The following is a 25,790-nucleotide window of genomic DNA, read 5'->3' as shown; positions in this document are numbered from 1 at the left end:
CTTCCGGTGCCGGGCCCCTTCACTGTGCCGGCTCGGTCCGGACCCTCAACCGGAGAAGCCGACGCGCGCGAGCCGCAGCGGGCCGCGCAGCCTGAGGTGCACGTCGTGCACGCCCTCGGCGGCGAGGTCCGCGCCCAGGGTGGTGTAGTCGTACGGGCCCTGGGTGGGCGTCGCGAGCGTCAGGGCCGCCACGGCCGGGCCGCCGTCCAGCGACAGCTCCACCGTGCCCTCGCCGGCCACCTCCACCCTGACCTCCCTGACGCCGGACCCGAAGTCGCAGGCGCGGTAGACCAGTTCGCCCGAGCCGCCCGCCGCCGGCGTCACCGCGTCGCCCGACACCTTCGTGCGGTCGACGATCTCGGTGCCGCTCTGCTCGTCGAAGTCCGCGGCGGCGAGACCCCGTTCGAGGATGCCGCGCGGTGTGGCGGGCTCACCGTCGAGGACCAGGAGCGTACGCAGGCGGACGTCCTCGCTGGAGGCGCCGACAAGGAGGTCGTACGGGCCCGGTTCCAGGCGCCAGCCGCCGTGCGCCACGTCCCAGAACGCGAAGGACCGGAGCGGGATCTCGAAGGCCAGCTCCTCCTTGGCGCCGGGGTCGAGCGTGATCCTGCGGTGGGCCAGCAGCTCGCGGCGGGGGCGGACGACCGACGGCTCCACGGCGCGCGTGTAGAGCTGCGCGACCTCGTCGGCCCTGATGCCGCCGGTGTTGGTGACGGTGAAGGAGACGTGCAGCGTCCCGTCCTCGACGCGGGTGCCGAGGTCGCCGTAGGAGAAGGACGCGTACGACAGTCCGTGGCCGAACGGGAACAGCGCGGTGCCCTCGAAGTACAGGTACGTCTGGCGGGCGCCGATCACGTCGTAGTCGAGGAGATCGGGCAGGTCGGCGTCGCTCTCGTACCAGGTCTGCGGCAGGCGGCCCGCGGGGGAGACGTCGCCGGCCAGCACCCGGGCCAGGGCGGTGCCCGCCGCCTGGCCGCCGTGCGCGGTCCACAGCACCGCCGCGAGCCGACCCGTCTCGACCGCGTACGGGTACGCCGACACCAGCGCCAGCACCGTCCTCGGGTTCGCGGCGCGGGCGGCGTTCAGCAGCCGCTCCTGGTGGGCGGGGAGACGGAGGGTCGTACGGTCCTCGGTCTCGCGGCCGTTGATGTGCGGGTCGTTGCCCGCGACCACCACGACAACATCGGCCCGCCCGGAGACCTGGGCCACTGCGCTTTCGCCACTCTCGGTCACGATGAGCTCGAAGACCTGCGGGTTCTCCTCGGCAACCTTGACGCCGTCCGCGGCGACCGAGACGTGGTGACCCGTACCGATGTGCCGGAGGAGGTGACCGTTCTCATGGGGTTCCAGACGGAATGTCTCCTGGACCACCCAGCCCCCCGGCTGGTCCGCGGAGGCCCGTACGTGACCGTCGTCGGCGACCGAGAGATAGCGGCCGTCCGGCGCGCGCAGCGTGAGGACGTCCTCGCCCCAGTCGACGAGCGCGAACTCGGTGCCGACCGGATCCGTGGTGAGCGGAGGCAGGTCCGTGCGGCCCGCCAGCAGGGCCGGGTCCAGGGCACCCTCGGCGCCGCGCACCTCGTCGGAGGCCTCCGTCGGCGGTACGTGGAGAAACGCGCCGCCGGACGTCTTCAGCAGCACCCGGTCCACGCCCTCCGCGAACTCCACGCGTTCGGCGCCGAACCGCTCGTACAGACCCTCCAACGGGGTGGAGCGGTGGATGAGCGTGCCGCTGTACCAGTCGAGCTTGCACTCGTCGGCGAGCAGACCGACGACGGCGATGCGGGTGTCCCCGGCGATGGGCAGCACGCCGTCGTTGCGCAGCAGCACGATCGCCTGCTCGGCGGCCTCCTGCGCGAGCGCCCGGTGGGCCGGGGTGTCGAAGTCCCCGGTGCCGGCGTGCGGGTCGTGGTGCGCGTCGAACTCGCCGAGGCGGAAGCGGACCGAGAGCTGGCGGCGGACCGCCGTGTCGATGTCGGCCTCACTCAACAGACCCTGTTCGTAGGCCTTCTTGACCCGTCCGGCGATCTGCGAGCTGTCCGTGCCGTGGTCCGTGAAGCTGTCCACGCCCGCCCGGAGCGCGGCCGCCGTCGCCTCCTCGTGCGTGTCGAAGTAGTGCTCGGAGTCGACCAGGTTGGAGGGCGCTGTGGCGTCCGAACAGACCAGCAGCTCCTCGTCGGTCCAGGTCCGCAGATGCTCGCCCAGGTACGGGGAGACGTGGTTGGGGCGGCCGTTGACCAGGTTGTACGCCGGCATCACACCGGCCACGGCGCCCGCCTCGACCGTCTCGCGGAAGGCGCGCAGGTCGTACTCGTGCAGCACGCGCGGGCGTACCGAACTCGACGTGGTGGCCCGGTCCGTCTCGTTGTTGTGGGCGAGCCAGTGTTTGAGGACGGGGGCCGTGCGCCAGTACGTCGGGTGCGTGCCGCGCAGGCCGTGGGTGTAGGCGGTGGCGATGGCCGACGTCAGCTTGGGGTCCTCGGAGTAGCCCTCCTCGTTGCGGCCCCACAGCGGGTGGCGCAGGAGGTTCACCGTCGGGGACCAGACGTTGAGGCCGACCCGCTCGTCGCGGGCGCGCATCGCGCGGGTCTCCTTGGAGACCGCCTCGCCGACACGACGTACGAGATCGGTGTTCCAGGTGGCGCCCAGGCCCACTGCCTGCGGGAACACCGTCGCGGGGCCCATCCAGGCGACGCCGTGCAGAGCCTCCTGGCCGGTGCGGAACTCGGCGATGCCGAGCCGCTCCACGGCGGGTGTGAACTGGTGCAGGAAGGAGATCTTCTCGTCAAGGGTCAGCCGCTGCAGCAGATCGTCGATGCGCTTCGCGAACGGCAGCTGCGCATCGCGGAACGGTGGTGTGGGCGGCGTGTGTGCGGTCACGTGGGGATCCCTTTTCGATGGATCGTCGAGGCACTTTCGAAGCGCTTCGATGCTCATTCGGCAAGCGGGCGGGTGTCAAGACACCTCGAGGCAAAACACCGGCCTCCGGCCTATGTGTCAAGCAGCATATGAGGAGTGGCGAAGTCCCAGTCCTCGGAAATGCCTGTGAGGAATCTTGGAAGCGACCCTTGTGCACCCCCATGCCTTCACCTAACCTCGCAGCCATATCGAAGCGCTTCGACTAGAGGAGGGTGCCGCCGGAAGGCGCGCAGTCCTCGGCCTTCGTCGGGGATCGCTTCAGCTCAGCCAAGTTCCACTCGAGACACCGCAGCCGACGGCCCACCGCCGGGTGTCCTGGTGCGCCACGAAGGGTTGACGCAATGACGCCGAACGCCGCCTCCGCCTCCTCCGGAACGAGTCGGAGAAGCTTCCTCGCCTCCACGGCGGTCGCCACCGCAGCGGTGGCCGGGGGAATGCCGCTGCTCGCCGCCTGCGGCGGTTCGGACAGCGGTTCGCGCGACGGCACCACGTCGGGGAAGAACGCGAAGAAGATCCTGCCGGCCTACGTGGCCAGCAGCGTGGTGACGCCGGACATCCCGTCCAAGAGCGGTTCGGCGATGGGCTTCACCGCCAAGCTCGACATCAGCGCGCTCAAGACCTCGGTGCCGAAGAAGCTCGGCAAGGGCGGCAAGGTCACCATCATGTCGCCGTTCTGGGGCTCGCCGCCGAAGGGCGACAACCCCTACTACACGTCGATGAACGACCTGATCGGCGTCGACGTCCAGTGGCGCAACCAGGACGGCAACACCTACGACCAGAAGCTCGGAGCCGTCCTCGCCTCCAGCGACATCCCGGACGTGGTGGTCGTCCCCAGCTGGAACATGATGGGCAGGATACCCAGCGCCATCATCGGCAAGTTCGCCGACCTCGGTCCGTACCTGTCCGGGGACAAGGTCAAGGAGTACCCGAACCTCGCGGCGATACCCAGCGACGCCTGGCAGCGGTCCATCTTCGGCGGCAAGCTCATGGGGCTGCCGATGCCCGCCGCGTCCGTCCAGAACATCGTGCCCCTCTACCGTCAGGACATCTTCGAGAAGGAGGGCTACGAGGTCCCCAAGTCCCCCGACGAGTTCATGGCCCTGTGCAAGGAGATCACCAACCCCAGGGCCAAGCGGTGGGCCTGCGGTGACATGAAGTGGACCGCGATGAACACCTTCGGGGTGTTCAGCGGCGGGGAGAAGCCGCTCTGGTGGAACATGGTCGACGGGAAGCTGGTCAACCGCATCGAGACCCCGGAGTACCTGGAAGCGCTGGAGTGGGCGCGCAAGCTGATGGCCGCCGGTTACGTCCACCCACAGTTCAAGCTGGGCAAGAGCCAGATCGGTGACCCGGCCCCCCTGTTCGCCGCCGGCGAGTTCCTGATCTGGAACGACGACATCTCCAACTGGTACGCGCGGCAGGCCTCCCAGGTCACCCAGAACCCCGAATTCAAGGTCTGGGGCATGGACCTCTGGGGTCCCGACGGCGGTGACCCGAGGCTGTGGGCCGCGAATCCGGCCGGCATCTTCGCCTTCGTCAACAAGAAGGCCTCCGAGTCCGTCATCCGCGACGCGCTGGCGGTCGCCAACGTCACCGCGGCGCCGTACGGCACCAAGGAGTGGATGATGACCAACTACGGCGTCGAGGGCACCCACTACACGCTCAAGGACGGCGTGCCCGTCAAGAACGACAAGGGCAACAACGAGGTCCTCAACGCCTACGTCATGGTGGCGAGCCCCGCCGCGACCATCGCCCACCCCGACCTCCCGGACTACACCAAGGCCATGGTCGAGTGGCAGCAGCGGATGGGCGCCTTCACCCAGAAGTCGTCCTTCTGGGGCCTGCAGATCACCGAGCCCGCCCGCTACACCAACCTCGCCGACAACTTCGAGCAGCTCGAGGACGACATCGTCCGCGGACACAAGAAGATCAGCGACATGCAGCAGGCCATCTCCGACTGGAAGAAGAAGGGCGGGGAGGGGCTGCGCGACTGGTACAAGAAGATCCTCGACGAGAACGGCTCGGCGGCGAGCTGACCAGGCTCTGAGGCAAGGAGATCGGCTGTGTCCCACAGCACGGTGCCTCGGAGCAGGGCCGAGGCCAGTACGCCGGTGAAGACCTCGGTGGCGTTCGGCCACGCCACCGGTTCCCGGGAGAAGCGGAGTTCGGGGAAGCTGAGCCCACGGCTCAGGTTCCGGCGCGACCGCGTCCTGATCCTGATGACCCTGCCGGCCATCCTGCTGGTCCTGGTCTTCAACTACCTGCCGATCCTCGGCAACGTCGTCGCCTTCCAGGACTACGACCCCTACGTCAGCGACAACGGAATCGTCTCGATCCTGCACAGCCCCTTCGTGGGCCTGGAGAACTTCCAGCGGATCTTCGAGGACTCGGCGTTCTGGAACGCCGTTCAGAACACAATGGTTCTGTTCTTCGTCCAGCTCGTGCTGTTCTTCCCGATCCCGATCCTGCTCGCGCTGCTCATCAACAGCGTGGTCAGGCCCCGGGTGCGGGCGGTCGCGCAGGCCGTGCTCTACCTGCCGCACTTCTTCTCCTGGGTGCTGGTCATCGCCGTGTTCCAGCAGATGTTCGGCGGCGCGGGCATGCTCTCCCAACTGCTGCGGCAGCACGGGTACGACGGCATCGACATCATGACCGACCCCGGCACCTTCCCCTTCCTGATCACCGCGCAGAGCGTGTGGAAGGACGCCGGGTGGGGGATCATCGTCTTCCTCGCCGCGCTGGCCTCGGTGCCCACGGACCTGTACGAGGCCTCGGCGATGGACGGCGCCGGACGCTGGCGCCGCATGTGGCACGTCACGCTTCCCGCGCTGCGCCCGGTGATCGCCCTGCTCCTGGTGCTGCGCGTCGGCGACGCCCTCACCGTCGGGTTCGAACAGATCCTGCTGCAACGCGACGCCGTCGGACCGGACGCGGGAGAGGTCCTCGACACCTTCGTGTGGTGGAACGGCGTGCGCAACCAGGACTTCGGCTACGCGGCCGCCGCCGGTCTCGTCAAGGGCGTGGTCAGCATCGGCCTGGTCCTCGCCGCGAACAAGGTGGCCCATCTCATGGGCGAGCAGGGGGTGTACAAGAAGTGACCGCCGTCATCGACAAGCCGGTGAGCAAACCCCGTTGGTGGCAGGCCCCGCCCCGGCCGTCCTGGGAGGAGGAGCCGGCGAAGGCCGGGCTCGCGGGCAAGGCGATCGCCCTGTCGTTCGCCTGCCTTGCGGTTCTCTTCCCGCTGTGGATCGTGGTCGTCACCAGCCTCTCCTCGCGGAAGACCATCGACGAGGCGGGCGGCCTGGTGATGGTGCCCAAGGGCATCACCTTCATCGCCTACAAGGAACTGCTCAGCGGCGGCCAGGTCACCCGCGCGACGGTCATCAGCATCCTGATCACGCTGGTCGGGACGGTGTTCTCGATGGCGGTGTCCGTCCTGTGCGCCTACGGGCTGTCCCGCAGCGGCTCGCTCGCTCACCGCTGGATCCTGATGACACTGCTGTCGACCATGTTCTTCAGCGCCGGCCTCATCCCCACTTACCTGCTGGTGCAGTCCCTCGGCCTGACGGACACCTATCTCGCGCTGATCCTGCCGAGCGCGGTGAGCGTCTTCAACATCCTGGTGCTGCGCGGTTTCTTCATGGGGATCTCGCAGGAACTCATCGACAGCGCGCGCATCGACGGTGCCGGGGACCTGCGCATCCTCTGGCAGATCGTCATGCCGCTGTCGCGGGCGGTCCTCGCGGTGATCACGCTGTTCTACGCCGTCGGGTACTGGAGCGCCTGGTTCAACGCGTCTCTGTACCTGAACGACCAGGAAAAGATGCCGCTGCAGAACGTCATGATCCAGCTCGTGCAGCGGCAGCAGCAGCCGGTCGGTCTGGCCCAGGCCATCAGAACCGGTCAGCTGTCGGGGCTGGCCATTCAGATGGCGGTCATGGTGATGGCGCTGCTGCCGGTGGCTGTGCTGTCTCCGTTCGTCCAGAAGCACTTCAAGAAGGGCATGTTGACGGGCGCGGTCAAGGGCTGAAGCCCGAGCCGGAATTCCCGCCGTAGGGCTGTCGGACTTCGGCTGTCTGCGGCTGCGTCGTGGCTCGTCGCGCAGTTCCCCGCGCCCCCTAGGTACGTGCACTTACCCCAAGAGCCGGGTCGCGCGACCCACCCCCCAGCACCAGCGCCCCGCATCAGCAAACCCGGTCCACGTCACCGACCCCCATCGAGGTACCCCATGCACGCGCCCCGCCTCAGCCGCCGCACCGTCCTCGCCGGCACCGCGGCCGCCGCCGCGCTCACCACGCTCCCGGCGCTCCAGAACCGGGCGCACGCGGCAGACACCGCTGCCCCCGTCTACCGCTGGCGCAACGCCGTGATCGGCGGCACCGGTTTCGTCACCGGCGTGCTGTTCCACCCGGCCGTGCGCGGCCTCGCCTACGCCCGTACCGACATCGGCGGCGCCTACCGCTGGGACGACCGCGCCGCCCGCTGGATCCCGCTGATCGACCACATCGGATGGGACGACTGGAACCTCCTCGGCGTGGAGGCACTGGCCGTGGATCCCGCCCACCCCGACCGGCTCTACCTCGCCCTCGGCACGTACGCCCAGTCCTGGGCCGGCAACGGAGCCGTCCTGCGCTCCGAGGACCGCGGTGCCACCTGGACGCGTGCCGACCTCACGGTGAAGCTCGGCGCCAACGAGGACGGGCGGGGCACGGGGGAGCGGCTGCTCGTCGATCCGCGCGACAGCGACACCCTGTGGCTGGGAACGCGGCACGACGGACTGCTCAAGTCGACGGACCGCGGCACCACCTGGGCAGCCGTCACCGGCTTCCCGGCCGCGCCCAGCGCCTCCGGCCAGGGCGTCACCTTCCTTCTCGCCGTCGGACGTGCCGTCTACGCGGGGTGGGGCGACTCCGACGGCGCCTCGCCCAACCTGTACCGCACCGCCGACGGCACCACCTGGGAGGCCGTCCCCGGGCAGCCCGCCGGCACCTCCGCCAAGGTGCCGATCAGGGCCGCGTACGACTGCCTCTCCCGCCAGCTGTACGTGACGTACGCCAACGCGCCCGGCCCCAACGGCCAGTCCGACGGCAGTGTGCACAAGGTCGCTGTCGCCACGGGCAAGTGGAGCGACGTCACGCCGGTGAAGCCGGGCGGGACCACGAGCGACGGTTCCACCGACAGCTTCGGCTACGGCGGTGTCGCCGTGGACGCCAGCCGCCCCGGCACCGTCGTCGTCTCCACCAACAACCGCTGGGCGGCGGTCGACACCCTGTACCGGACCACCGACGGCGGGCGCACCTGGACGTCCCTCAAGGACGCGGCAGTGTTCGACGTGTCCGAGACTCCTTTCCTCAAGTGGGGTGGCGACCAGCCGAAGTTCGGCTGGTGGATCCAGGCCGTGGGCCTCGACCCGTACGACTCCAGGCACATCGTCTACGGCACCGGCGCCACCCTCTACGGCACCCGGGACCTCGTCCACTGGGCCCCGCAGATCCGCGGCCTGGAGGAGACGTCCGTGCGCCAGCTGATCTCGCCCCCGGTCGGAGAGGCACACCTGATCAGCGGACTCGGGGACATCGGCGTGATGTACCACGAGCGGCTCACGGCGTCTCCGTCGCGCGGCATGGCGACGAACCCCGTGTTCGGGTCGGCGACGGGACTCGCGCAGGCCGCGACCAGACCGGCGTACGTCGTCCGGACCGGCTGGGGCGACAACGGCAACGGCGCCTACTCGGGCGACGGCGGACAGACCTGGGCGCCCTTCAAGGCCCAGCCCGACATCGCCAAGAACGCACCGGGGCCGATCGCCACCAACGCCGACGGCAGTGTGCTGCTGTGGTCCTTCGTGCACTGGGACGGCACGAAGTACGCGGCCCACCGATCCACGGACAACGGCACGACCTGGTCCGAGGTCTCCTCCTTCCCGAAGGGCGCCACGCCGGTCGCCGACCCGGCCGACCCGACGCTCTTCTACGCGTACGACACCGACACCGGAACGCTACTCGCCAGCACTGACAGTGGCCTCTCGTTCACTGCGCGTGCGACCGGTCTGCCCTCCGGGGACAGCCAGTTCAAGCTGGTCGCGGCGCCGGGCAGATCCGGTGACCTGTGGCTGAGTACCAAGTGGAACGGGCTGTACCGGTCCACGGACGGCGGGGCGACCTTCTCGAAGATCGCCAGCTGCTGGGCCTCGTACACCCTCGGCTTCGGCAGGGCCGCCGACGGCGCCGACTACCCGGCGATCTACCAGGTCGGCGCCACGGAGGCGATCACCGCCGTCTACCGCTCCGACGACGGCGCGAAGAGCTGGGTGCGGATCAACGACGACCAGCACCAGTGGGGCTGGATCGGCGAGGTGATCGTCGGCGACCCGCGCATCCACGGCCGGGTCTACCTCGCCACCAACGGGCGCGGCATCCAGTACGGGGAGCCCGTCTGATGGCGGTGCACCGACAGCCGAGCCTCGCCGACGCCACCCGCGGCCGCATCCTCTTCGGCGGCGACTACAACCCCGAGCAGTGGCCCGAGGAGACCTGGCACGAGGACGTCCGGCTCATGCGGGACGCCGGCGTCAACTCCGTCACGCTCGGTGTCTTCTCCTGGGCGAAGCTGGAACCCCAGCCCGGGTCCCGGGAGTTCGGCTGGCTGGACAGACTGATGGACCTGTTGCACGCGAACGGCATCGGCGTGGTCCTCGCCACCCCCACCTCCTCACCCCCGCCCTGGATGGGCCGTCTGCACCCGGACACCCTGCCCCGCGACGCCGACGGCCGCACCGAGTGGTGGGGCGGCCGCCAGCACTTCTCGCACTCCAGCGCCACCTACCGCCGCTACGCCGCCGCCATCACCGAGGACCTCGCCGCCCGCTACGCCGGCCACTCCGCCCTCACGATGTGGCACATCAACAACGAGTACTGCACCTTCGACTACGGCGACGAGGCGGCCGCCGCCTTCCGCCGCTGGCTGCGGGAGAAGTACGGCACCCTCGAGGACCTCAACACCGCCTGGGGCACGGCCTTCTGGAGCCAGTGCTACGACAGCTGGGACGGCATCCTGCCGCCGCGCACCCCGCACTACCTGAGGAACCCCACCCAGGTGCTGGACTTCCGGCGCTTCACGTCCGACGCGCTCCTTCAGTGCTACACCGCCGAGCGCGACATCGTCGCCCGGCACACCCCGCACATCCCGGTCACCACGAACTTCATGCCCCTGTGGACGGGCCAGGACGCCTGGCGCTGGGCCGAGGAGGAGGACGTCGTCTCCGTCGACCTCTACCCCGACCCCCGCGATCCCCTCGGTGCCCAGCACGGCGCGCTCGTCCAGGACATGACCCGCTCGCAGGCCCGCGGCCCCTGGATGCTCATGGAGCAGGCGGCGGGCCCGGTCAACTGGCGCGGCGTGAACCACCCCAAGCCGCGCGGCCTCAACCGTCTGTGGTCCCTCCAGGCCGTCGCCCGCGGCGCGGACGCCGTCTGCTACTTCCAGTGGCGCCAGTCCCGGCAGGGCGCCGAGAAGTTCCACTCCGGGATGGTCGGCCACGCGGGGGAGCAGGGGCGTACGTACCAGGAGGTCAAGCAGCTCGGCGCCGAACTCGCGACGCTGAGCGGCGAAGTGACGGTCAGTCACGCATCCCACGACATCGCGATCCTGCACGACTGGCACTCCTGGTGGGCCGGCGCCCACGAGGGCCGTCTCTCCACCGAGGTCGACTACCCGGCCGTCCTCACCGCCTGGCACCGCGCCCTCTGGGAGGCTCACCTCACCGCCGATTTCGCCCACCCGGAGCACGACCTCACGGCGTACGAACTCGTCGTCGTCCCCCAGCTGTACGCGCTCACCGACGCGGCGATCGACAACCTCGTCGCGTACGTCCGCGGCGGCGGCACACTCGTCTGCGGCTTCCTCACCGGCGTCGCCGACGAGGACGACCGGGTGCGACCCGGCGGCATGGACGTCCGGCTGCGCGAGCTGTTCGGCATCCGCACCCTGCACGAGTGGTGGCCGCTGGACGCGGGGGAGCACGCCGAGTGCGAGGGCTTCCGTGGCACGCTGTGGTCGGAGGAGATCGAGGCCGGGGAAGCCGACTTCACCCTCCCCTACAAGGGCGGCGAACTCGACGGACTGCCGGCCGTACTGCGCAGGGGGCGCGCCTGGTACCTCTCGACCCTCCCGGAACCCGAGGCGCTGCGCGAACTCCTCGCCCGCATCGCCGCCGACGCCGGTGCCCGGCCCGTGCTCGACGGTCTCCCGGCCGGCGTCGAGGCCGTGCGCCGCGGTGAGCTGCTGTTCCTGCTCAACCACGGGCGCGAGCCCGTGACCGTCGACGTGCCGGGCAGGCACCGCGACCTCCTCACCGGCACGACGGTCACGGACACGGTCGCCCTCGGCCGCTACGGTGTGGTGGTGTTGCGCCCATGACACGCGCACTCGTCCACGGAACCTGGGAGCCACAGCCGTCCACCCGCTGGGAGGACGGCTTCCTGAGCGGCAACGGCCATCACGGCGCCCTCGCGTTCGGTGATCCGAACGACGACCGGATCATCGTCACCCACCACACCCTCGTCCGCCCCAACGGCGGCGAGAACGCCCGCCCGCCGCACCTCGCGGCCGAACTCCCCGAACTCCAGGACCGGTTGCTCGCGGGTGACCTCACCGCCGCCGAGGGCTTCACGGACGGCAGGCCGCTGCAGTGGGTGCAGCCCTTCCACCCCGCCTTCCAGGTACGACTGCGGCGCCCGTCCGCGGATCACCGGCACCGCTACCGCCGCCGCGTCGACTTCGCCACGGGCGAGGTCACCGCCGAATGCGCCGACTGGACGAGCCGTGTCTTCGTCTCCCGCGCGGACGACGTGATCGTCCAGCGGGTCACCGCCCGGGAGCTCACCCTCGACATCTCACTGGACCACCGGCTCCCGGGCGCGCCCCGGGGACTGCGCGTCGGCCACGGCACGCTCCTCACCCCCGAGGGCGCCGCCCTGACCCTTCGCGCCCGCTACCCGGACAGCGACCGCGCCTACACCGGAGTCACCCTCGTCGCGGTCTCGGGCGGCGGCACGTCCCTCGTCCCGCCCGGCGCCCGGGTCGAGGGCGCCGACGCCGTACTGCTGCTCACCCGGGTGCGGCGCCACACCGGCGAACCGGACGTCGCCGAGGAGACGCGGGCCCTGCGCGCCCTGCTCGACGAGGGGTCGTACGACGACCTCCTCGCCCGCCACACCCACCTCCACCGCACCGCCTACGAACGAGTCACGCTCGACCTCGGCGCCGACCCGGCCGAACGCGCCCTGCCCGGTTCCGAGTTGCTCAAGCACCCGCGCAGTGCGGCCCTCGTGGAGCGGCTCTTCGCCGCCGGCCGCTACCACCTGCTCTCCGCCGCCGGGCTCCTCCCGCCCCGCCTCACCGGCCTGTGGACCGGCGACTGGGACACGGCATGGTCCGGAGCGTTCACCTATGACGCCAACCTCAACCTCCAGACCTCCTCCGCCGCGGCCGCCGCACTCCCCGAGGTGACCGAGGCCCACGCGAACCTGATCCACGGTCAGCTGGGGGACTGGCGGGAGAACGCCCGCACGGTCTTCGGCGCCCGGGGGGTCGTCAGCCCCGCACACTCGGACGGCGAGTCGGGGCGCTCGTACCACTTCAGCCGCGAATACCCGCTCCACCTGTGGACCGCCGGCGCCGACTGGCTCCTCAAACCGCTCGTCGACCACGACGAGACCCGCGGCGAGCGGGACCCCCGCACCGCCGCCGTCCTCGCCGAACTCGCCCTGTTCTACGAGGACTTCCTAACCCGCACCGACACCGACGGCCACCTGGTCGTGGTCCCCTCCTACTCGCCCGAGAACCGGCCCGCGAACGCGAGTTGGGGCGCGATCAACGCGGCGATGGACCTCTCGGCCGCCCGCCACGCCCTGCTCACGGCCGCCGAGTACCACCCCGAGCACGCCGACCGCTGGCGCGCCCTCGCCGACCGCCTGCCGCCCCACCGCGTCAACACCGACGGCGCCCTCGCCGAATGGGCCCGGCCCGGCCTCGACGACACCTACGACCACCGCCATCTCAGCCACCTCTACGGCGTCTGGCCGCTCGACGAGATCAACCCGTACGACACCCCGAAGCTCGCGGCCGCCGCCCGACGCGCCCTCGAACTGCGCGGCGCCGAGAACGACTCGGCCCACGGTCATCTGCACCACGCGCTGATCGCGGCCCGCCTCCGGGACGGCCACCGCGTGGCCCACGCGCTCGGCCAGGTCCTGGACGGCGACTTCTTCCACGCCTCCCTCATGAGCGCGCACTACCCCCACCGCGACGTCTACAACGCGGACGCCGCGCACACCCTGCCCGCCGTGCTGATCGAGATGCTCGTGCAGTCCACGCCGGACCGCCTGATCCTGCTGCCCGCGCTCCCGACGGCGTACCCGAGCGGCGAACTCCGCGGCATCCGCACCCGGTTCGGGGCGGAACTCGACCTCGCCTGGAGCCCACAAGAAGCGACCGCGGTGATCCGCCCCACGCGCACCCACGGCGTCGAACTCCGGACTTCCTCCGGCGCTCAGCCGCTCGACCTCGTCGCCGGAGAAGACCGCGTCCTCACCCTGGGGGCGTGGTAACCCGCGCAATTCCCCCCACCCATGGAAGGGACACCATGGCAAAACGCACGCTGAGCAGGGTCACCAAAGCCCTGCTGGCCCCGGTCCTCGCGCTCGGCGCGACCATAGGCCTGGCCTCCGCCCCCGCCTCGGCCGCCGTGTGGAGCTCCTGCGACCAGTGGGGCAACACGACCCTGAACGGCTACACGCTCTACAACAACATCTGGGGCTCCGGCGCCGGCAGCCAGTGCATCTGGGCCAACTCCGGCACCAGCTGGGGCGTCTGGGCCAACCACCCCAACACCGGCGGCATCAAGTCCTATCCCAACGCCAAGAAGGTGATCAACAAGACGATCACCTCGCTGGGGTCGCTCAGCAGCAACTACAACGTCACCGTCCCGTCCTCGGGCGCGTACAACACGTCGTACGACATCTGGGACACGGACTACGACTACGAGATCATGCTCTGGGTGAACAAGACCGGAGCAGTCGGCCCGCTCGGGACCTCCCAGGGCAACCTGACGCTGGGCGGTCACACCTGGACCGTCTACAAGGGCAACAACGGCTCGAACGAGGTCTTCTCGTTCGTACGCACCTCCAACTCCGGCTCCGGCACGGTGAACATCCTCCCGATCCTCAAGTGGATCAAGGACACCAAGGGCTGGTTCGGCAACGAGACGATCGGTGACGTGCAGTTCGGCTACGAGATCACCTCGTCGTCCGGCGGCATGGACTTCGTCACCAACAACCTGACGGTCAGCAGCAGTTGAGCGAACGGGGTGGGGTTACACGGGCTCCATGCGTAACTCCGCCCCCCTTCGCCGCACCCTGATCGCCGCGGCCGCCGCTGCCGCCCTGTTCACCGTGCCGGTCCCCGCGACGGCGGCCCCAGCCCCGGCGCTCTCGTCCTTGCACCCTGTCGCCGCCCTCTCCGCCTGGGGGTACCTCCCACGCCCTTCAGGCAGTGGGGGAGCCTCGCCACCGCCGACCTGGTCGCGGCCGCGAAGTGGGGCACCGACAGCCCCATCGACGACCCGGCCCGCGAGCAGCAGGTCCTCGACACCGTGGCCGCGCGGGCCCAGCAGATCGGCGCCGACCCGGACGAGGCCCGGCGGATCTTCCGCGACCGGATCGAGGCCGACAAGACCGTCCAGCGCGCCCTCTTCCGCCACTGGACCGCTCACCCCGACCAGGCCCCGACCACCGAGCCGGACCTGAGCGTGGTCCGTCGGACGATCAACCGCATCAACTCCGGCCTGGTTCGCTCCCCGGCCGCCACCACCCCCGAGCGCACCGCCCCGACCCGCCACCCTCAGCTCGCCCTCGCCGCCCTCCAGGTCCACCACGAGCAGCATCCGGACGCCCTCCACACCCGCGCCCTCGTCCGCTCCCTGGCCTCGGTCTGCCGCTGACCCCTCGACACGAGTGCGGCCGGTCCCTCCCCTACGAGGACCGGCCGCACGTTCATGGGACGCGCGGGCTACTGAGCCACGGGCAGCCGCGCCCCGTCCCGCAGGAACAGCGGGATGCGGTCCAGCGGGGCGTCGACCGTGACGGTCGTGCCACCCTCGTACGTCCCACCGGTCCACGCGTCCGTCCAGGCCGCGCCCGCCGGGAGGTACGTCGTGCGGGTCGTGGCGCCCGCCGTCAGCACCGGGGCGACGAGCAGGTCACCGCCGAAGAGGTACGCGTCGTCGACGGACCAGGTCGCGGGGTCGTCCGGGAACTCGAGGAACAGGGGGCGCATGACGGGCAGTCCCTCCTCGTGGGCCTCCCGCATGACCCGGAGCACGTACGGCTTCAGACGCTCGCGCAGCCTCAGGTACCGCTCCAGGATCGCGCCGGCCTCCTCGCCGTACGACCAGACCTCGTTGGGACCGCCGGTCATCGCCGGGCCCAGCGGCATTCCCGGGTCACGGAAACCGTGCAGGCGCATCAGCGGGGACAGCGCGCCGAACTGGAACCAGCGGACCATGACCTCGCGGTACGCCGGGTCGTCCGGGTCGCCGCCGTGGAAGCCGCCGATGTCGGTGTTCCACCACGGGATGCCGGACAGCGCGGTGTTGAGGCCGGCGGCGATCTGGCGGCGCAGGGTCGCGAAGTCGGTGCCGATGTCGCCGGACCACAGGGCGGCGCCGTAGCGCTGGCTGCCCGCCCAGGCCGAGCGGTTGAGGGTGATCACCTCGTCCTCGCCGGACGCGAGCAGGCCCTCGTAGAAGGTGCGGGAGTTCTCGGCCGGGTAGATGTTGCCGACCTCCAGGCCGGGGCCCGCCCAGTAGCGCAGGTTCTCCTGGAAGCCGGGCTTCAGCTCGGGCTCGCAGGCGTCCAGCCAGAAGGCCGTGATGCCGTACGGAGCAAGGTAGTTGTCGCGCACGCGCGACCACACGAACTCGCGGGCGTCAGGGTTCGTCGCGTCGTAGAAGGCGACCTGGACGGTGGAGGCGACCCCCTTGTCGGGCCAGTCGGCGTGGGCCATCGGGCCGTACTGGGTGCCGATGAAGTACCCGCGCTGCTCCATCACCGGGTGGTTCTCGGAGAGCGGCGAGACCGAGGGCCAGACGCTGACGACCAGCTTGATGCCGAGCTCCTCCAGCTCGCGCACCATCGCCGCCGGGTCGGGCCACTCCTTCGGGTCGAACTTCCACTCGCCCAGGTGCGTCCAGTGGAAGAAGTCGCACACTATGGCGGAGACGGGCAGGCCCCGCCGCTTGTACTCCCTTGCCACGGCGAGGAGTTCGTCCTGTGTGCGGTAGCGCAGCTTGCACTGCCAGAAGCCCGCCGCCCACTCCGGCAGCATCGGCGTACGGCCGGTCACCGCGCTGTAGCGGCGCTGGCCGTCGGCCGGGGTGCCCGCGGTGATCCAGTAGTCGATCTGGCGGGCCGAGTCGGCCACCCAGCGCGTGCCGTTGTGCGCGAGCTCCACGCGCCCGATCGCCGGGTTGTTCCACAGGAGGGTGTAGCCGCGGCTGGAGGCGAGGACCGGGATGCCGACCTCGGCGTTGCGCTGGACCAGGTCGAGGACCAGGCCCTTCTGGTCGAGCCGGCCGTGCTGGTGCTGGCCGAGGCCGTACAGCTTCTCGTCGTCGTAGGCGGCGAAGCGCTGCTCCAGGCGGTGGTGGCCGTTGCCGACGGCCGTGTAGAGGCGGGAGCCGGGCCACCAGAAGTGGGCCCGCTGCTCGGCGAGGAGCTCGGAGGAGTCCTCCGTGCGCAGGAAGCGGATCAGGCCCTCGGCACAGACGACGACCGTCAGCGCACCGACGGTCAACTGCCCCTGCCCGTCCTCGACCTTGACGGTGTACGAGGTCGACGGGGCGTCGTCGAGCAGCGCACCCGGCAGACCCTCCAGGACCGGACCGCCCAGCCGGGCCCGGACCCGGACCGCGTCCGGCCCCCACGGTTCGATACGCAGGGTCTCCTGACGGCCGCTCCACTCCAGCGCGCCCTCCCGCTCGCGGAAGGTTCCGACGGTGGGTGACGACTGCGCCAGGCTGACCGTGCCCTGACTGATCTGGTTTTCGGCAGGCTGGTTCACGAAGGGTGCGCCTGAAGGACATGAGGGTGCCCCGGAGGGCGACGAAGGCTGGGTCAGGAGGTGGTGGAGGGGGCGGGCCCCGAGCTCGCCCGGACCGTCAACTCGGGTGCGATCAGCACGACGTCGTCGCTGCCGCGCCCGTCGAGCTTCGCCACCAGGTGTTCCACGGCGTGCCGGCCCATCTCCTGGGCGGGGATGCCGACGGAGGTGAGCCGCACCGAGGCCTGGTTGGCGACCTGGTCGGGGCAGATCGCCACCACCGACACGTCCTCGGGGAGGGCACGGCCCTGCTGGCGCAGCAGAGCGAGCAGCGGTTCGACCGCCGACTCGTTCTGCACGACGAATCCGGTGGTGGCCGGGCGTTCGTCGAGGATGCGGTGGAGGGTCGCCGCCATCGCGTCGTACCCACCCTCGCAGGGCCGGTGCAGCACCCGCAGGCCCAGCTCGCGGGCCCGGGAGCGGAGCCCGTCGAGGGTGCGCTCGGCGAAGCCGGTGTGACGTTCGTAGACCGCCGGGGCCTCGCCGATGACAGCCATGTCCCGGTGGCCCAGCATGGCCAGATGCTCCACGCACAGCCTGCCGGTGGCGCTCCAGTCCAGGTCGACGCAGGTGAGGCCGGCGGTGTCGGCGGGGAGGCCGATGAGGACGGACGGCTGGTCCGTGCCGCGCAGCAGCGGCAGGCGCTCGTCGTCGAGCTGGACGTCCATCAGGATCATCGCGTCGGCGAGCCCGCTGCCGGTGACGCGGCGTACCGCGTCGGGTCCCTCCTCGCCGGTGAGGAGCAGCACGTCGTAGCCGTGCGTGCGGGCCGTGGTGGCCACCGCGATGGCGATCTCCATCATCACCGGCACATACATGTCGGTGCGCAGCGGGATCATCAGCGCGATGATGTTCGACCGGCTGCTGGCCAGGGCGCGGGCACCGGCGTTGGGGTGGTAGCCCAGCTCGCGGATGCTCTGCTCGACCCGCTGCCGGGTGGTCGCGGAGATCGACCGCTTGCCACTGAGGACGTAGCTCACCGTGCTCGCCGAGACTCCGGCGTGCTGGGCGACCTCGGCGAGGGTGACCATCCAGCTCTCCAAGCTTTGTGAAGCGCTTCGACAGTGCGCAGTGCGAACAACGGCGAGTGAGGGTGGTTCGACACTAGCTCCAGCGGGGGTGGGTGTCCATAGGTTGTCGAAGCGCTTCGACACCCAATTGTGGGGAAAATGTGGAGGGCGGTGCGCCCTGCCCACCACGTGCAAGCGCTCACCGGCGAGCCCGGAGACGGACGGCAACCTTTCGCGGGCCCGCGGCCACTGGGGGACGTACGGAAGCGACCACCCCGGAACAGGCGGGCGAGTCGAGCAAGAAGCGCCCACGGCGTTTGCCGGGGACACCACCAAGGCCACGCTGAACCTGGACGACTTCACACAGGCACTCGTACGGCGCAAGCTGCTCGGCAACGACAAGTACGTCTCCGGCATCGAGTCCGGGACCGAGGTTTTCAAGGGCACAGGGCGCCTCGACACCAAGGCGTATTCCGTCAGCATCGGCTGATCGGTTGCGCGAGGGGTGGTGACCTCGCCCCGGATCGGGTACATACGATCGGGTAGCACCCGTCGGTAACCACTTAATGGATCAAGTCCCGATTCGCGGCGAGGTGAGCCTCATGTCCGCAGCACCCACCAAACCCAAAGTCACTGAGCGTGAGGCCCGCCAGGTGGCGGAGGCCGCCCGGCAGCAGGACTGGCGAAAGCCGAGCTTCGCCAAGGAACTCTTCCTCGGCCGCTTCCGCCTCGACCTCATCCACCCCCACCCCACGCCGGACACCGAGCACGTCCAGCGCGGCGAGGAGTTCCTCGCCAAACTCCGCGACTTCGTCGAGACGAAGGTGGACGGCGCGCGGATCGAGCGCGAGGCCCGGATCCCCGACGAGGTCATCAACGGGCTCAAGGAACTCGGCGCCCTCGGCATGAAGATCGACACCAAGTACGGCGGCCTCGGCCTCACCCAGGTGTACTACAACAAGGCGCTGGCCCTGGCGGGCTCGGCCAGCCCGGCGATCGGGGTGCTGCTGTCGGCGCACCAGTCGATCGGCGTACCGCAGCCGCTGAAGCTGTTCGGCACACCCGAGCAGAAGGAGGCGTTCCTGCCCCGCTGCGCCCGCACCGACATCAGCGCCTTCCTCCTCACCGAACCCGACGTCGGCTCCGACCCGGCGAGGCTCGCGACGAGCGCGGTGCCCGACGGGGACGACTACGTCCTCGACGGGGTCAAGCTGTGGACCACCAACGGCGTCGTCGCCGACCTGCTGGTCGTGATGGCCCGGGTGCCCAGGAGCGAGGGCCACAAGGGCGGCATCACGGCCTTCGTCGTGGAGACCAACTCGCCCGGCATCACCGTCGAGAACCGCAACGCCTTCATGGGCCTGCGCGGCATCGAGAACGGCGTCACCCGCTTCCACCAGGTCCGGGTCCCCGCCGCCAACCGCATCGGCCCCGAGGGCGCGGGCCTGAAGATCGCGCTGACCACCCTCAACACGGGCCGGCTGTCGCTCCCGGCGTCCTGTGTCGCCGCCGGCAAATGGTGCCTGAAGATCGCCCGCGAGTGGAGCGCCGCCCGCGAGCAGTGGGGCAAGCCCATCGCCCACCACGAGGCGGTCGGGGCGAAGATCAGCTTCATCGCGGCAACGACCTTCGCCCTGGAAGCCGTACTGGACCTGTCGAGCCAGATGGCCGACGAGGACCGCAACGACATCCGCATCGAGGGCGCGCTGGCCAAGCTCTTCGCCTCCGAGATGGGGTGGCTCATGGCCGACGAACTCGTCCAGATCCGCGGTGGCCGCGGCTTCGAGACGGCCGCCTCCCTCGCCGCCCGCGGGGAACGCGCGGTTCCCGCCGAACAGGTCCTGCGCGACCTGCGCATCAACCGCATCTTCGAGGGCTCCACCGAGATCATGCACCTGCTGATCGCCCGCGAGGCCGTCGACGCCCACCTGTCGGTCGCCGGCGACCTCATCGACCCCGAGAAGTCCCTCTCGGACAAGGCGAAGGCGGGCGCGAACGCGGGTGTCTTCTACGCCAAGTGGCTGCCGAAGCTCGTCGCGGGACCGGGTCAACTCCCCGTCTCCTACGGTGAGTTCAAGCGCGAAGTGGACCTCTCGGTGCACCTGCGCTACGTCGAACGGCACGCCCGCAAGCTCGCCCGCTCCACGTTCTACGCCATGTCCCGCTGGCAGGGCCGCATGGAGACCAAGCAGGGCTTCCTGGGCCGCGTCGTCGACATCGGCGCGGAGCTGTTCGCGATGAGCGCGGCCTGCGTACGCGCCGAACTCCTGCGCAGCCAGGGCGACCACGGCCGAGAGGCCTACCAGCTCGCCGACGCCTTCTGCCGGCAGTCCCGCATCCGCGTCGAAGAGCTCTTCAACCGCCTGTGGACCAACACCGACGACCTCGACCGCAAGGTGGTCAAGGGGGTCATGGCGGGCACGTACGAGTGGCTGGAGCAGGGCATCGTCGACCCATCCGGAGACGGCCCGTGGATCGCGGACGCGACGCCCGGCCCGAGCGATCGGGAGAACGTCCACCGCCCGATCCGGTGACGGAGGGCCGTGGGGGTCGTCGCCGGGCGGTGACCCCCACGGGCCCGGGGCACCCGGGAGAGGGACGCCGTGTCCTCCCGGACAGTCGTTGCGGCCACAATGGAGGGATGAGCGACAGTCCAGCCCCACTCGCCGACCCGCACCTCGTCTACGACCCCGTCGCGGGAGACGGCCCGAAGGACGTGGTGATCCTCGGCTCCACCGGCTCGATCGGCACCCAGGCCATCGACCTCGTACTGCGCAACCCCGACCGGTTCCGGGTCACCGCGCTCTCCGCCAACGGCGGACGGGTCGCCCTCCTCGCCGAGCAGGCGCACCGGCTGCGGGCAGGGACCGTCGCGGTCGCCCGCGAGGACGTCGTACCGGCGCTGCGCGAGGCGCTCACCGCGGAGTACGGCGCGGGCGAGCCGCTCCCCGAGATCCTCGCCGGGCCGGACGCGGCCACGCAGCTCGCCGCCTCCGACTGCCACACCGTCCTGAACGGCATCACGGGCTCCATCGGCCTCGCGCCCACCCTCGCCGCCCTGGAGGCGGGCCGCACCCTCGCGCTCGCCAACAAGGAGTCGCTCATCGTCGGCGGGCCACTGGTCAAGGCGCTCGCCAAGCCGGGGCAGATCATCCCGGTCGACTCCGAGCACGCCGCGCTGTTCCAGGCGCTGGCGGCCGGGACACGGGCCGACGTGCGCAAGCTGGTGGTCACCGCATCCGGCGGGCCCTTCCGCGGCCGTACGAAGGAGCAGCTGGCGAGCGTCACGGTCGAGGACGCGCTCGCCCACCCCACCTGGGCCATGGGCCCGGTGATCACGATCAACTCCGCGACCCTGGTCAACAAGGGGCTGGAGGTCATCGAGGCGCACCTGCTGTACGACATTCCCTTCGATCGCATTGAGGTGGTCGTGCACCCGCAGTCGTATGTCCACTCGATGGTTGAGTTCACGGACGGATCGACAGTTGCCCAGGCGACGCCCCCCGACATGCGCGGGCCGATCGCCATCGGCCTGGGCTGGCCGGAGCGCGTCCCGGACGCGGCGCCCGCCTTCGACTGGAGCAGGGCGTCGACGTGGGAGTTCTTCCCGCTCGACAACGAGGCGTTCCCGTCCGTCGGCCTGGCCCGGCACGTGGGCGAGCTCGGGGGCACGGCCCCGGCGGTGTTCAACGCGGCCAACGAGGAGTGCGTGGAGGCGTTCCGCGGCGGTGCCCTGCCCTTCAACGGGATCATGGAGACTGTGACGAGGGTGGTCGAGGAGCACGGCACCCCGGTGACGGGAACCTCACTGACCGTGTCGGACGTCCTCGAAGCGGAGACCCGGGCACGGGCCCGGGCCCGGGAACTGACAGCGCAGACGGCGACCACGGAGGCGCGTGCATGACGTCCTTGATGATGATCCTCGGCATAGTGATCTTCGCGGTCGGCCTGCTGATCTCGATCGCCTGGCACGAGCTGGGGCATCTCTCCACGGCCAAGCTCTTCGGCATCCGCGTGCCCCAGTACATGGTGGGCTTCGGCCCGACCGTCTGGTCGCGGAAGAAGGGCGAGACCGAGTACGGCGTCAAGGCCATCCCCTTCGGCGGCTACATCCGCATGATCGGCATGTTCCCGCCGGGCGACGACGGCCGGATCGCGGCCCGCTCCACCTCGCCCTGGCGCGGCATGATCGAGGACGCTCGCTCCGCCGCGTTCGAGGAGCTCAGGCCGGGCGACGAGACCCGCCTCTTCTACACGCGCAAGCCGTGGAAGCGGGTCATCGTGATGTTCGCGGGCCCGTTCATGAACCTGATCCTGGCGGTGGCGCTGTTCCTGCTCGTCCTGATGGGCTTCGGCATCTCGCAGCAGACGACCACCGTCAGCTCGGTCTCGCAGTGCGTCATCGCCCAGAGCGAGGACCGCGACACCTGCAAGTCGACCGACAAGCCCTCCCCGGCCGCGGCGGCCGGCCTCAAGGCGGGCGACAAGATCGTCTCCTTCGACGGAGTCACGACGGACGACTGGAACCGGCTCTCCGACCTCATCCGCGCCACCCCCGGCAAGGAGGTGGCGATCGTCGTCGACCGCGACGGCGAGAAGGTCACCCTGCACGCGACGATCGCCAGCAACCAGGTCGCCAAGAAGGGCGCCGGCGGCCAGATCGTCCAGGGCGAGTACGTCACCGCCGGCTTCCTGGGCTTCAGTGCCGCCACCGGCATCGTCAAGCAGGACTTCGGCGACTCCCTGACCTGGATGGGCGACCGCGTCGGAGAGGCCGTCGACTCCATCGCGAGCCTGCCCGGCAAGATCCCGGCCCTGTGGAACGCGGCCTTCGACGGCGCCCCCCGCGAGCCCGACTCACCGATGGGCGTGGTCGGCGCGGCCCGCGTCGGCGGCGAGATCTTCACCCTGGACATTCCGCCGACCCAGCAACTGGCGATGGCCCTGATGCTGGTGGCCGGTTTCAACCTCTCCCTGTTCCTCTTCAACATGCTCCCGCTGCTGCCGCTCGACGGCGGGCACATCGCGGGCGCGCTGTGGGAGTCGCTGCGCCGCAACACCGCGAAGGTGCTGCGCCGGCCGGACCCGGGTCCGTTCGACGTGGCGAAGCTGATGCCGGTGGCCTACGTGGTCGCCGGGATCTTCATCTGCTTCACCGTCCTGGTGCTGATCGCGGACGTGGTTAACCCCGTGAGAATCTCCTAGCCATACGGAGTTCGTGGCGGCCGGGCACCCTTGGGTGTCCGGCCGCCATCCTTTGAGTGGGTTTACCCGGTGGCTTCACGAGCGGGATGTGCTCGGGCCTGCACACGTGCCGTAATCTCGAAGCCTGGAGCCCGCTGCTGACGGGACCGGACCTTGATCCACGACTTGGGGTTGCACAGCAGATGACTGCGATTTCTCTCGGCATGCCGTCCGTTCCGACCAAGCTCGCCGAGCGCCGCAAGAGCCGGCAGATCCAGGTCGGGTCCGTGGCGGTCGGCGGCGACGCCCCCGTGTCGGTGCAGTCGATGACGACGACCCGTACGTCCGACATCGGTGCGACGCTCCAGCAGATCGCCGAACTGACGGCCTCCGGCTGCCAGATCGTCCGCGTGGCCTGCCCCACGCAGGACGACGCCGACGCACTCGCGACGATTGCGCGCAAGTCGCAGATCCCGGTCATCGCGGACATTCATTTCCAGCCGAAGTACGTCTTCGCGGCGATCGAGGCCGGCTGCGCGGCGGTCCGGGTGAACCCCGGCAACATCAAGCAGTTCGACGACAAGGTCAAGGAGATCGCCAAGGCGGCGAAGGACCACGGCACCCCGATCCGTATCGGCGTGAACGCGGGCTCGCTGGACAGGCGGCTGCTCCAGAAGTACGGCAAGGCGACTCCTGAGGCCCTCGTCGAGTCGGCCCTGTGGGAGGCATCGCTCTTCGAGGAGCACGACTTCCGGGACATCAAGATCTCCGTCAAGCACAACGACCCGGTCGTGATGATCGAGGCCTACCGCCAGCTCGCGGCCCAGTGCGACTACCCGCTGCACCTGGGTGTGACGGAGGCCGGGCCCGCCTTCCAGGGCACGATCAAGTCGGCGGTGGCCTTCGGCGCGCTGCTGAGCCAGGGCATCGGCGACACCATCCGCGTCTCCCTGTCGGCCCCGCCGGTGGAGGAGGTCAAGGTCGGCAACCAGATCCTGGAGTCGCTCAACCTCAAGCAGCGCGGTCTGGAGATCGTCTCCTGCCCGTCCTGCGGTCGCGCCCAGGTCGACGTCTACAAGCTGGCCGAGGAGGTCACCGCGGGCCTGACCGGCATGGAGGTCCCGCTGCGCGTGGCCGTCATGGGCTGCGTGGTGAACGGCCCCGGCGAGGCCCGCGAGGCCGACCTCGGCGTCGCCTCCGGCAACGGCAAGGGCCAGATCTTCGTCAAGGGCGAGGTCATCAAGACCGTCCCCGAATCCAAGATCGTGGAGACCCTCATCGAGGAGGCCATGAAGCTGGCCGAACAGATGGAGGCGGCCGGGGTGGCGTCGGGCGAGCCGTCGGTTTCGGTGGCGGACTGACGAGCGGTGTGATGCGCCCCGAAAGGGGCGCGGGGAACTGCGCGACCAGCCCCACACCACCGTCACTCGCCATCCAGCCAGCCGGCTCCGAGTTCGCAGGCGTCCGGTCCCGGCGGCGTGGCCAAGGGGCGGCAGCCCGATCGACGGCAACTCCGGCGCCGGGCGCCTCCACAGCAACGGCAGCCTCCACTGGGCGGCACCGCTCAGCTTCCGCAGGTACAGTGCGGAGATCAGCAGACCCCAGTGTGAGGCCCCGCGCGTGTTGACCCAGACCACCTCCCGGGTCCTCGAACCGAGCGACCTGGACGCCGCGCTCGCCGTCCTCGACCGCGAGCCGGTCGCCAACGCCTTCGTGACGTCGAGGGTGCAGATAGCGGGCCTCGACCCGTGGCGGCTCGGCGGCGAGATGTGGGGCTGGTACGAGGACGGCATGCTGACGTCCCTGTGCTACGCGGGCGCCAACCTGGTACCGATCTGCGCCACCCCACGCGCCGTCCGCGCCTTCGCCGACCGGGCCCGCCGAGCGGGCCGCCGCTGCTCCTCCATCGTCGGCCCCGCCGGACCCACCGCCGACCTGTGGCGCCTCCTCGAACCGCACTGGGGCCCGGCCCGGGAGGTCCGCGCACACCAGCCCCTCATGGTCGCCGACCGCATGCCCGCGAACATCGCCCCGGATCCGTACGTCCGCCGCATCCGCAAGGACGAGATGGAGACGATCATGCCGGCGTGCGTCGCGATGTTCACCGAGGAGGTCGGTGTCTCCCCACTCGCCGGAGACGGCGGACTGCTGTACCAGGCGCGCGTCGCCGAACTCGTCGGCTCCGGCCGCTCCTTCGCCCGCCTCGACGAGAACGGCAAGGTCGTCTTCAAGGCGGAGATCGGCGCTGCGACGCACCAGGCCTGCCAGATCCAGGGTGTCTGGGTGGCCCCCGAATACCGGGGGAGCGGCATCGCGGCCCCCGGCATGGCGGCGGTACTCCGGTACGCCCTGGCGGACGTCGCCCCGGTCGTCAGCCTGTACGTCAACGACTTCAATACGCCGGCGCGGAGGACGTACCTGCGGGTGGGCTTCCAGGAGGTCGGCGCTTTCATGAGCGTCCTGTTCTGAGCGGGCCACGGACAGCCCGCACCCGACCGGCATCCCGTGGTCCCCTGT

At 70.2% G+C, this 25,790-nt stretch carries 17 protein-coding genes; 14 read left to right on the top strand and 3 right to left on the bottom strand.

Annotated features, from left to right (window positions below):
• Nucleotides 1–45: 45 nt before the first annotated feature.
• Nucleotides 46–2,880, bottom strand: coding sequence for a glycoside hydrolase family 3 C-terminal domain-containing protein (locus ABZO29_RS13995; protein ID WP_367320516.1), 2,835 nt, complete (start codon nt 2,878–2,880; stop codon nt 46–48).
• Nucleotides 2,881–3,260: 380 nt separating this feature from the next.
• Between ABZO29_RS13995 and ABZO29_RS13990 the strand changes: the two genes are divergently transcribed.
• From ABZO29_RS13990 to aroQ, 8 genes are all read left to right on the top strand, one after another.
• Nucleotides 3,261–4,955 (top strand): extracellular solute-binding protein, encoded by a 1,695-nt coding sequence (locus tag ABZO29_RS13990; RefSeq protein WP_367320515.1) that lies wholly within the window; start codon nt 3,261–3,263, stop codon nt 4,953–4,955.
• 27 nt (nt 4,956–4,982) lie between these two features.
• Nucleotides 4,983–6,017: an ABC transporter permease gene (locus tag ABZO29_RS13985; RefSeq protein ID WP_367320514.1), complete on the top strand. Its 1,035-nt coding sequence runs from the start codon at nt 4,983–4,985 to the stop codon at nt 6,015–6,017.
• Nucleotides 6,014–6,949, top strand: a complete 936-nt coding sequence (locus ABZO29_RS13980; RefSeq protein WP_367320513.1) for a carbohydrate ABC transporter permease — start codon at nt 6,014–6,016, stop codon at nt 6,947–6,949. The genes ABZO29_RS13985 and ABZO29_RS13980 overlap by 4 nt, the downstream gene beginning before the upstream one ends.
• A gap of 198 nt (nt 6,950–7,147) precedes the next feature.
• A complete protein-coding gene (locus ABZO29_RS13975) occupies nt 7,148–9,358 on the top strand; it encodes a 1,4-beta-glucanase (RefSeq protein WP_367320512.1) in 2,211 nt (736 codons plus the stop codon).
• Nucleotides 9,358–11,337 (top strand): beta-galactosidase, encoded by a 1,980-nt coding sequence (locus ABZO29_RS13970; RefSeq protein WP_367320511.1) that lies wholly within the window; start codon nt 9,358–9,360, stop codon nt 11,335–11,337. The genes ABZO29_RS13975 and ABZO29_RS13970 overlap by 1 nt, the downstream gene beginning before the upstream one ends.
• Nucleotides 11,334–13,529 carry a glycoside hydrolase N-terminal domain-containing protein gene (locus ABZO29_RS13965; protein WP_367320510.1) on the top strand — a complete coding sequence of 732 codons (2,196 nt, stop codon included), beginning with the start codon at nt 11,334–11,336 and terminating at the stop codon, nt 13,527–13,529. Before ABZO29_RS13970 ends, ABZO29_RS13965 begins: the two co-directional genes overlap by 4 nt.
• A gap of 35 nt (nt 13,530–13,564) precedes the next feature.
• Nucleotides 13,565–14,278 carry a hypothetical protein gene (locus ABZO29_RS13960; RefSeq protein WP_367320509.1) on the top strand — a complete coding sequence of 238 codons (714 nt, stop codon included), beginning with the start codon at nt 13,565–13,567 and terminating at the stop codon, nt 14,276–14,278.
• Nucleotides 14,279–14,443: 165 nt separating this feature from the next.
• Nucleotides 14,444–14,920, top strand: a complete 477-nt coding sequence (gene aroQ, locus ABZO29_RS13955) for a gamma subclass chorismate mutase AroQ (protein WP_367326133.1) — start codon at nt 14,444–14,446, stop codon at nt 14,918–14,920.
• A gap of 68 nt (nt 14,921–14,988) precedes the next feature.
• Here the strand turns inward: aroQ and ABZO29_RS13950 are convergent, their stop codons facing one another.
• Nucleotides 14,989–17,040: a TIM-barrel domain-containing protein gene (locus ABZO29_RS13950; RefSeq protein ID WP_367320508.1), complete on the bottom strand. Its 2,052-nt coding sequence runs from the start codon at nt 17,038–17,040 to the stop codon at nt 14,989–14,991.
• Nucleotides 17,041–17,093: 53 nt separating this feature from the next.
• Nucleotides 17,094–18,110 carry a LacI family DNA-binding transcriptional regulator gene (locus tag ABZO29_RS13945; RefSeq protein WP_367320507.1) on the bottom strand — a complete coding sequence of 339 codons (1,017 nt, stop codon included), beginning with the start codon at nt 18,108–18,110 and terminating at the stop codon, nt 17,094–17,096.
• A 103-nt stretch (nt 18,111–18,213) separates the two neighbouring features.
• Between ABZO29_RS13945 and ABZO29_RS13940 the strand changes: the two genes are divergently transcribed.
• The 6 genes from ABZO29_RS13940 to ABZO29_RS13915 all read left to right on the top strand — a co-directional run bounded on the left by ABZO29_RS13940 (nt 18,214) and on the right by ABZO29_RS13915 (nt 25,742).
• The gene (locus ABZO29_RS13940; RefSeq protein ID WP_367320506.1) at nt 18,214–18,579 is read left to right on the top strand and encodes a hypothetical protein; all 366 of its coding nucleotides are present in this window, start codon (nt 18,214–18,216) and stop codon (nt 18,577–18,579) included.
• A 112-nt stretch (nt 18,580–18,691) separates the two neighbouring features.
• Nucleotides 18,692–20,623 carry an acyl-CoA dehydrogenase family protein gene (locus ABZO29_RS13935; RefSeq protein WP_367320505.1) on the top strand — a complete coding sequence of 644 codons (1,932 nt, stop codon included), beginning with the start codon at nt 18,692–18,694 and terminating at the stop codon, nt 20,621–20,623.
• A 107-nt stretch (nt 20,624–20,730) separates the two neighbouring features.
• Nucleotides 20,731–21,993, top strand: coding sequence for a 1-deoxy-D-xylulose-5-phosphate reductoisomerase (gene dxr / locus ABZO29_RS13930; RefSeq protein WP_367320504.1), 1,263 nt, complete (start codon nt 20,731–20,733; stop codon nt 21,991–21,993).
• Nucleotides 21,994–22,001: 8 nt separating this feature from the next.
• Nucleotides 22,002–23,294, top strand: a complete 1,293-nt coding sequence (locus ABZO29_RS13925; protein ID WP_367326132.1) for an RIP metalloprotease — start codon at nt 22,002–22,004, stop codon at nt 23,292–23,294.
• 182 nt (nt 23,295–23,476) lie between these two features.
• Entirely contained in the window at nt 23,477–24,634 is a 1,158-nt protein-coding gene (gene ispG / locus ABZO29_RS13920; RefSeq protein ID WP_367320503.1) for a flavodoxin-dependent (E)-4-hydroxy-3-methylbut-2-enyl-diphosphate synthase, read from the top strand.
• A 259-nt stretch (nt 24,635–24,893) separates the two neighbouring features.
• The gene (locus tag ABZO29_RS13915) at nt 24,894–25,742 is read left to right on the top strand and encodes a GNAT family N-acetyltransferase (protein WP_367320502.1); all 849 of its coding nucleotides are present in this window, start codon (nt 24,894–24,896) and stop codon (nt 25,740–25,742) included.
• Nucleotides 25,743–25,790 lie beyond the last annotated feature (48 nt).

Origin of the sequence: Streptomyces sp. HUAS ZL42 (assembly GCF_040782645.1) — a bacterium.
Classification (GTDB): domain Bacteria; phylum Actinomycetota; class Actinomycetes; order Streptomycetales; family Streptomycetaceae; genus Streptomyces.
This window is presented reverse-complemented; position numbering and strand designations above follow the sequence as displayed.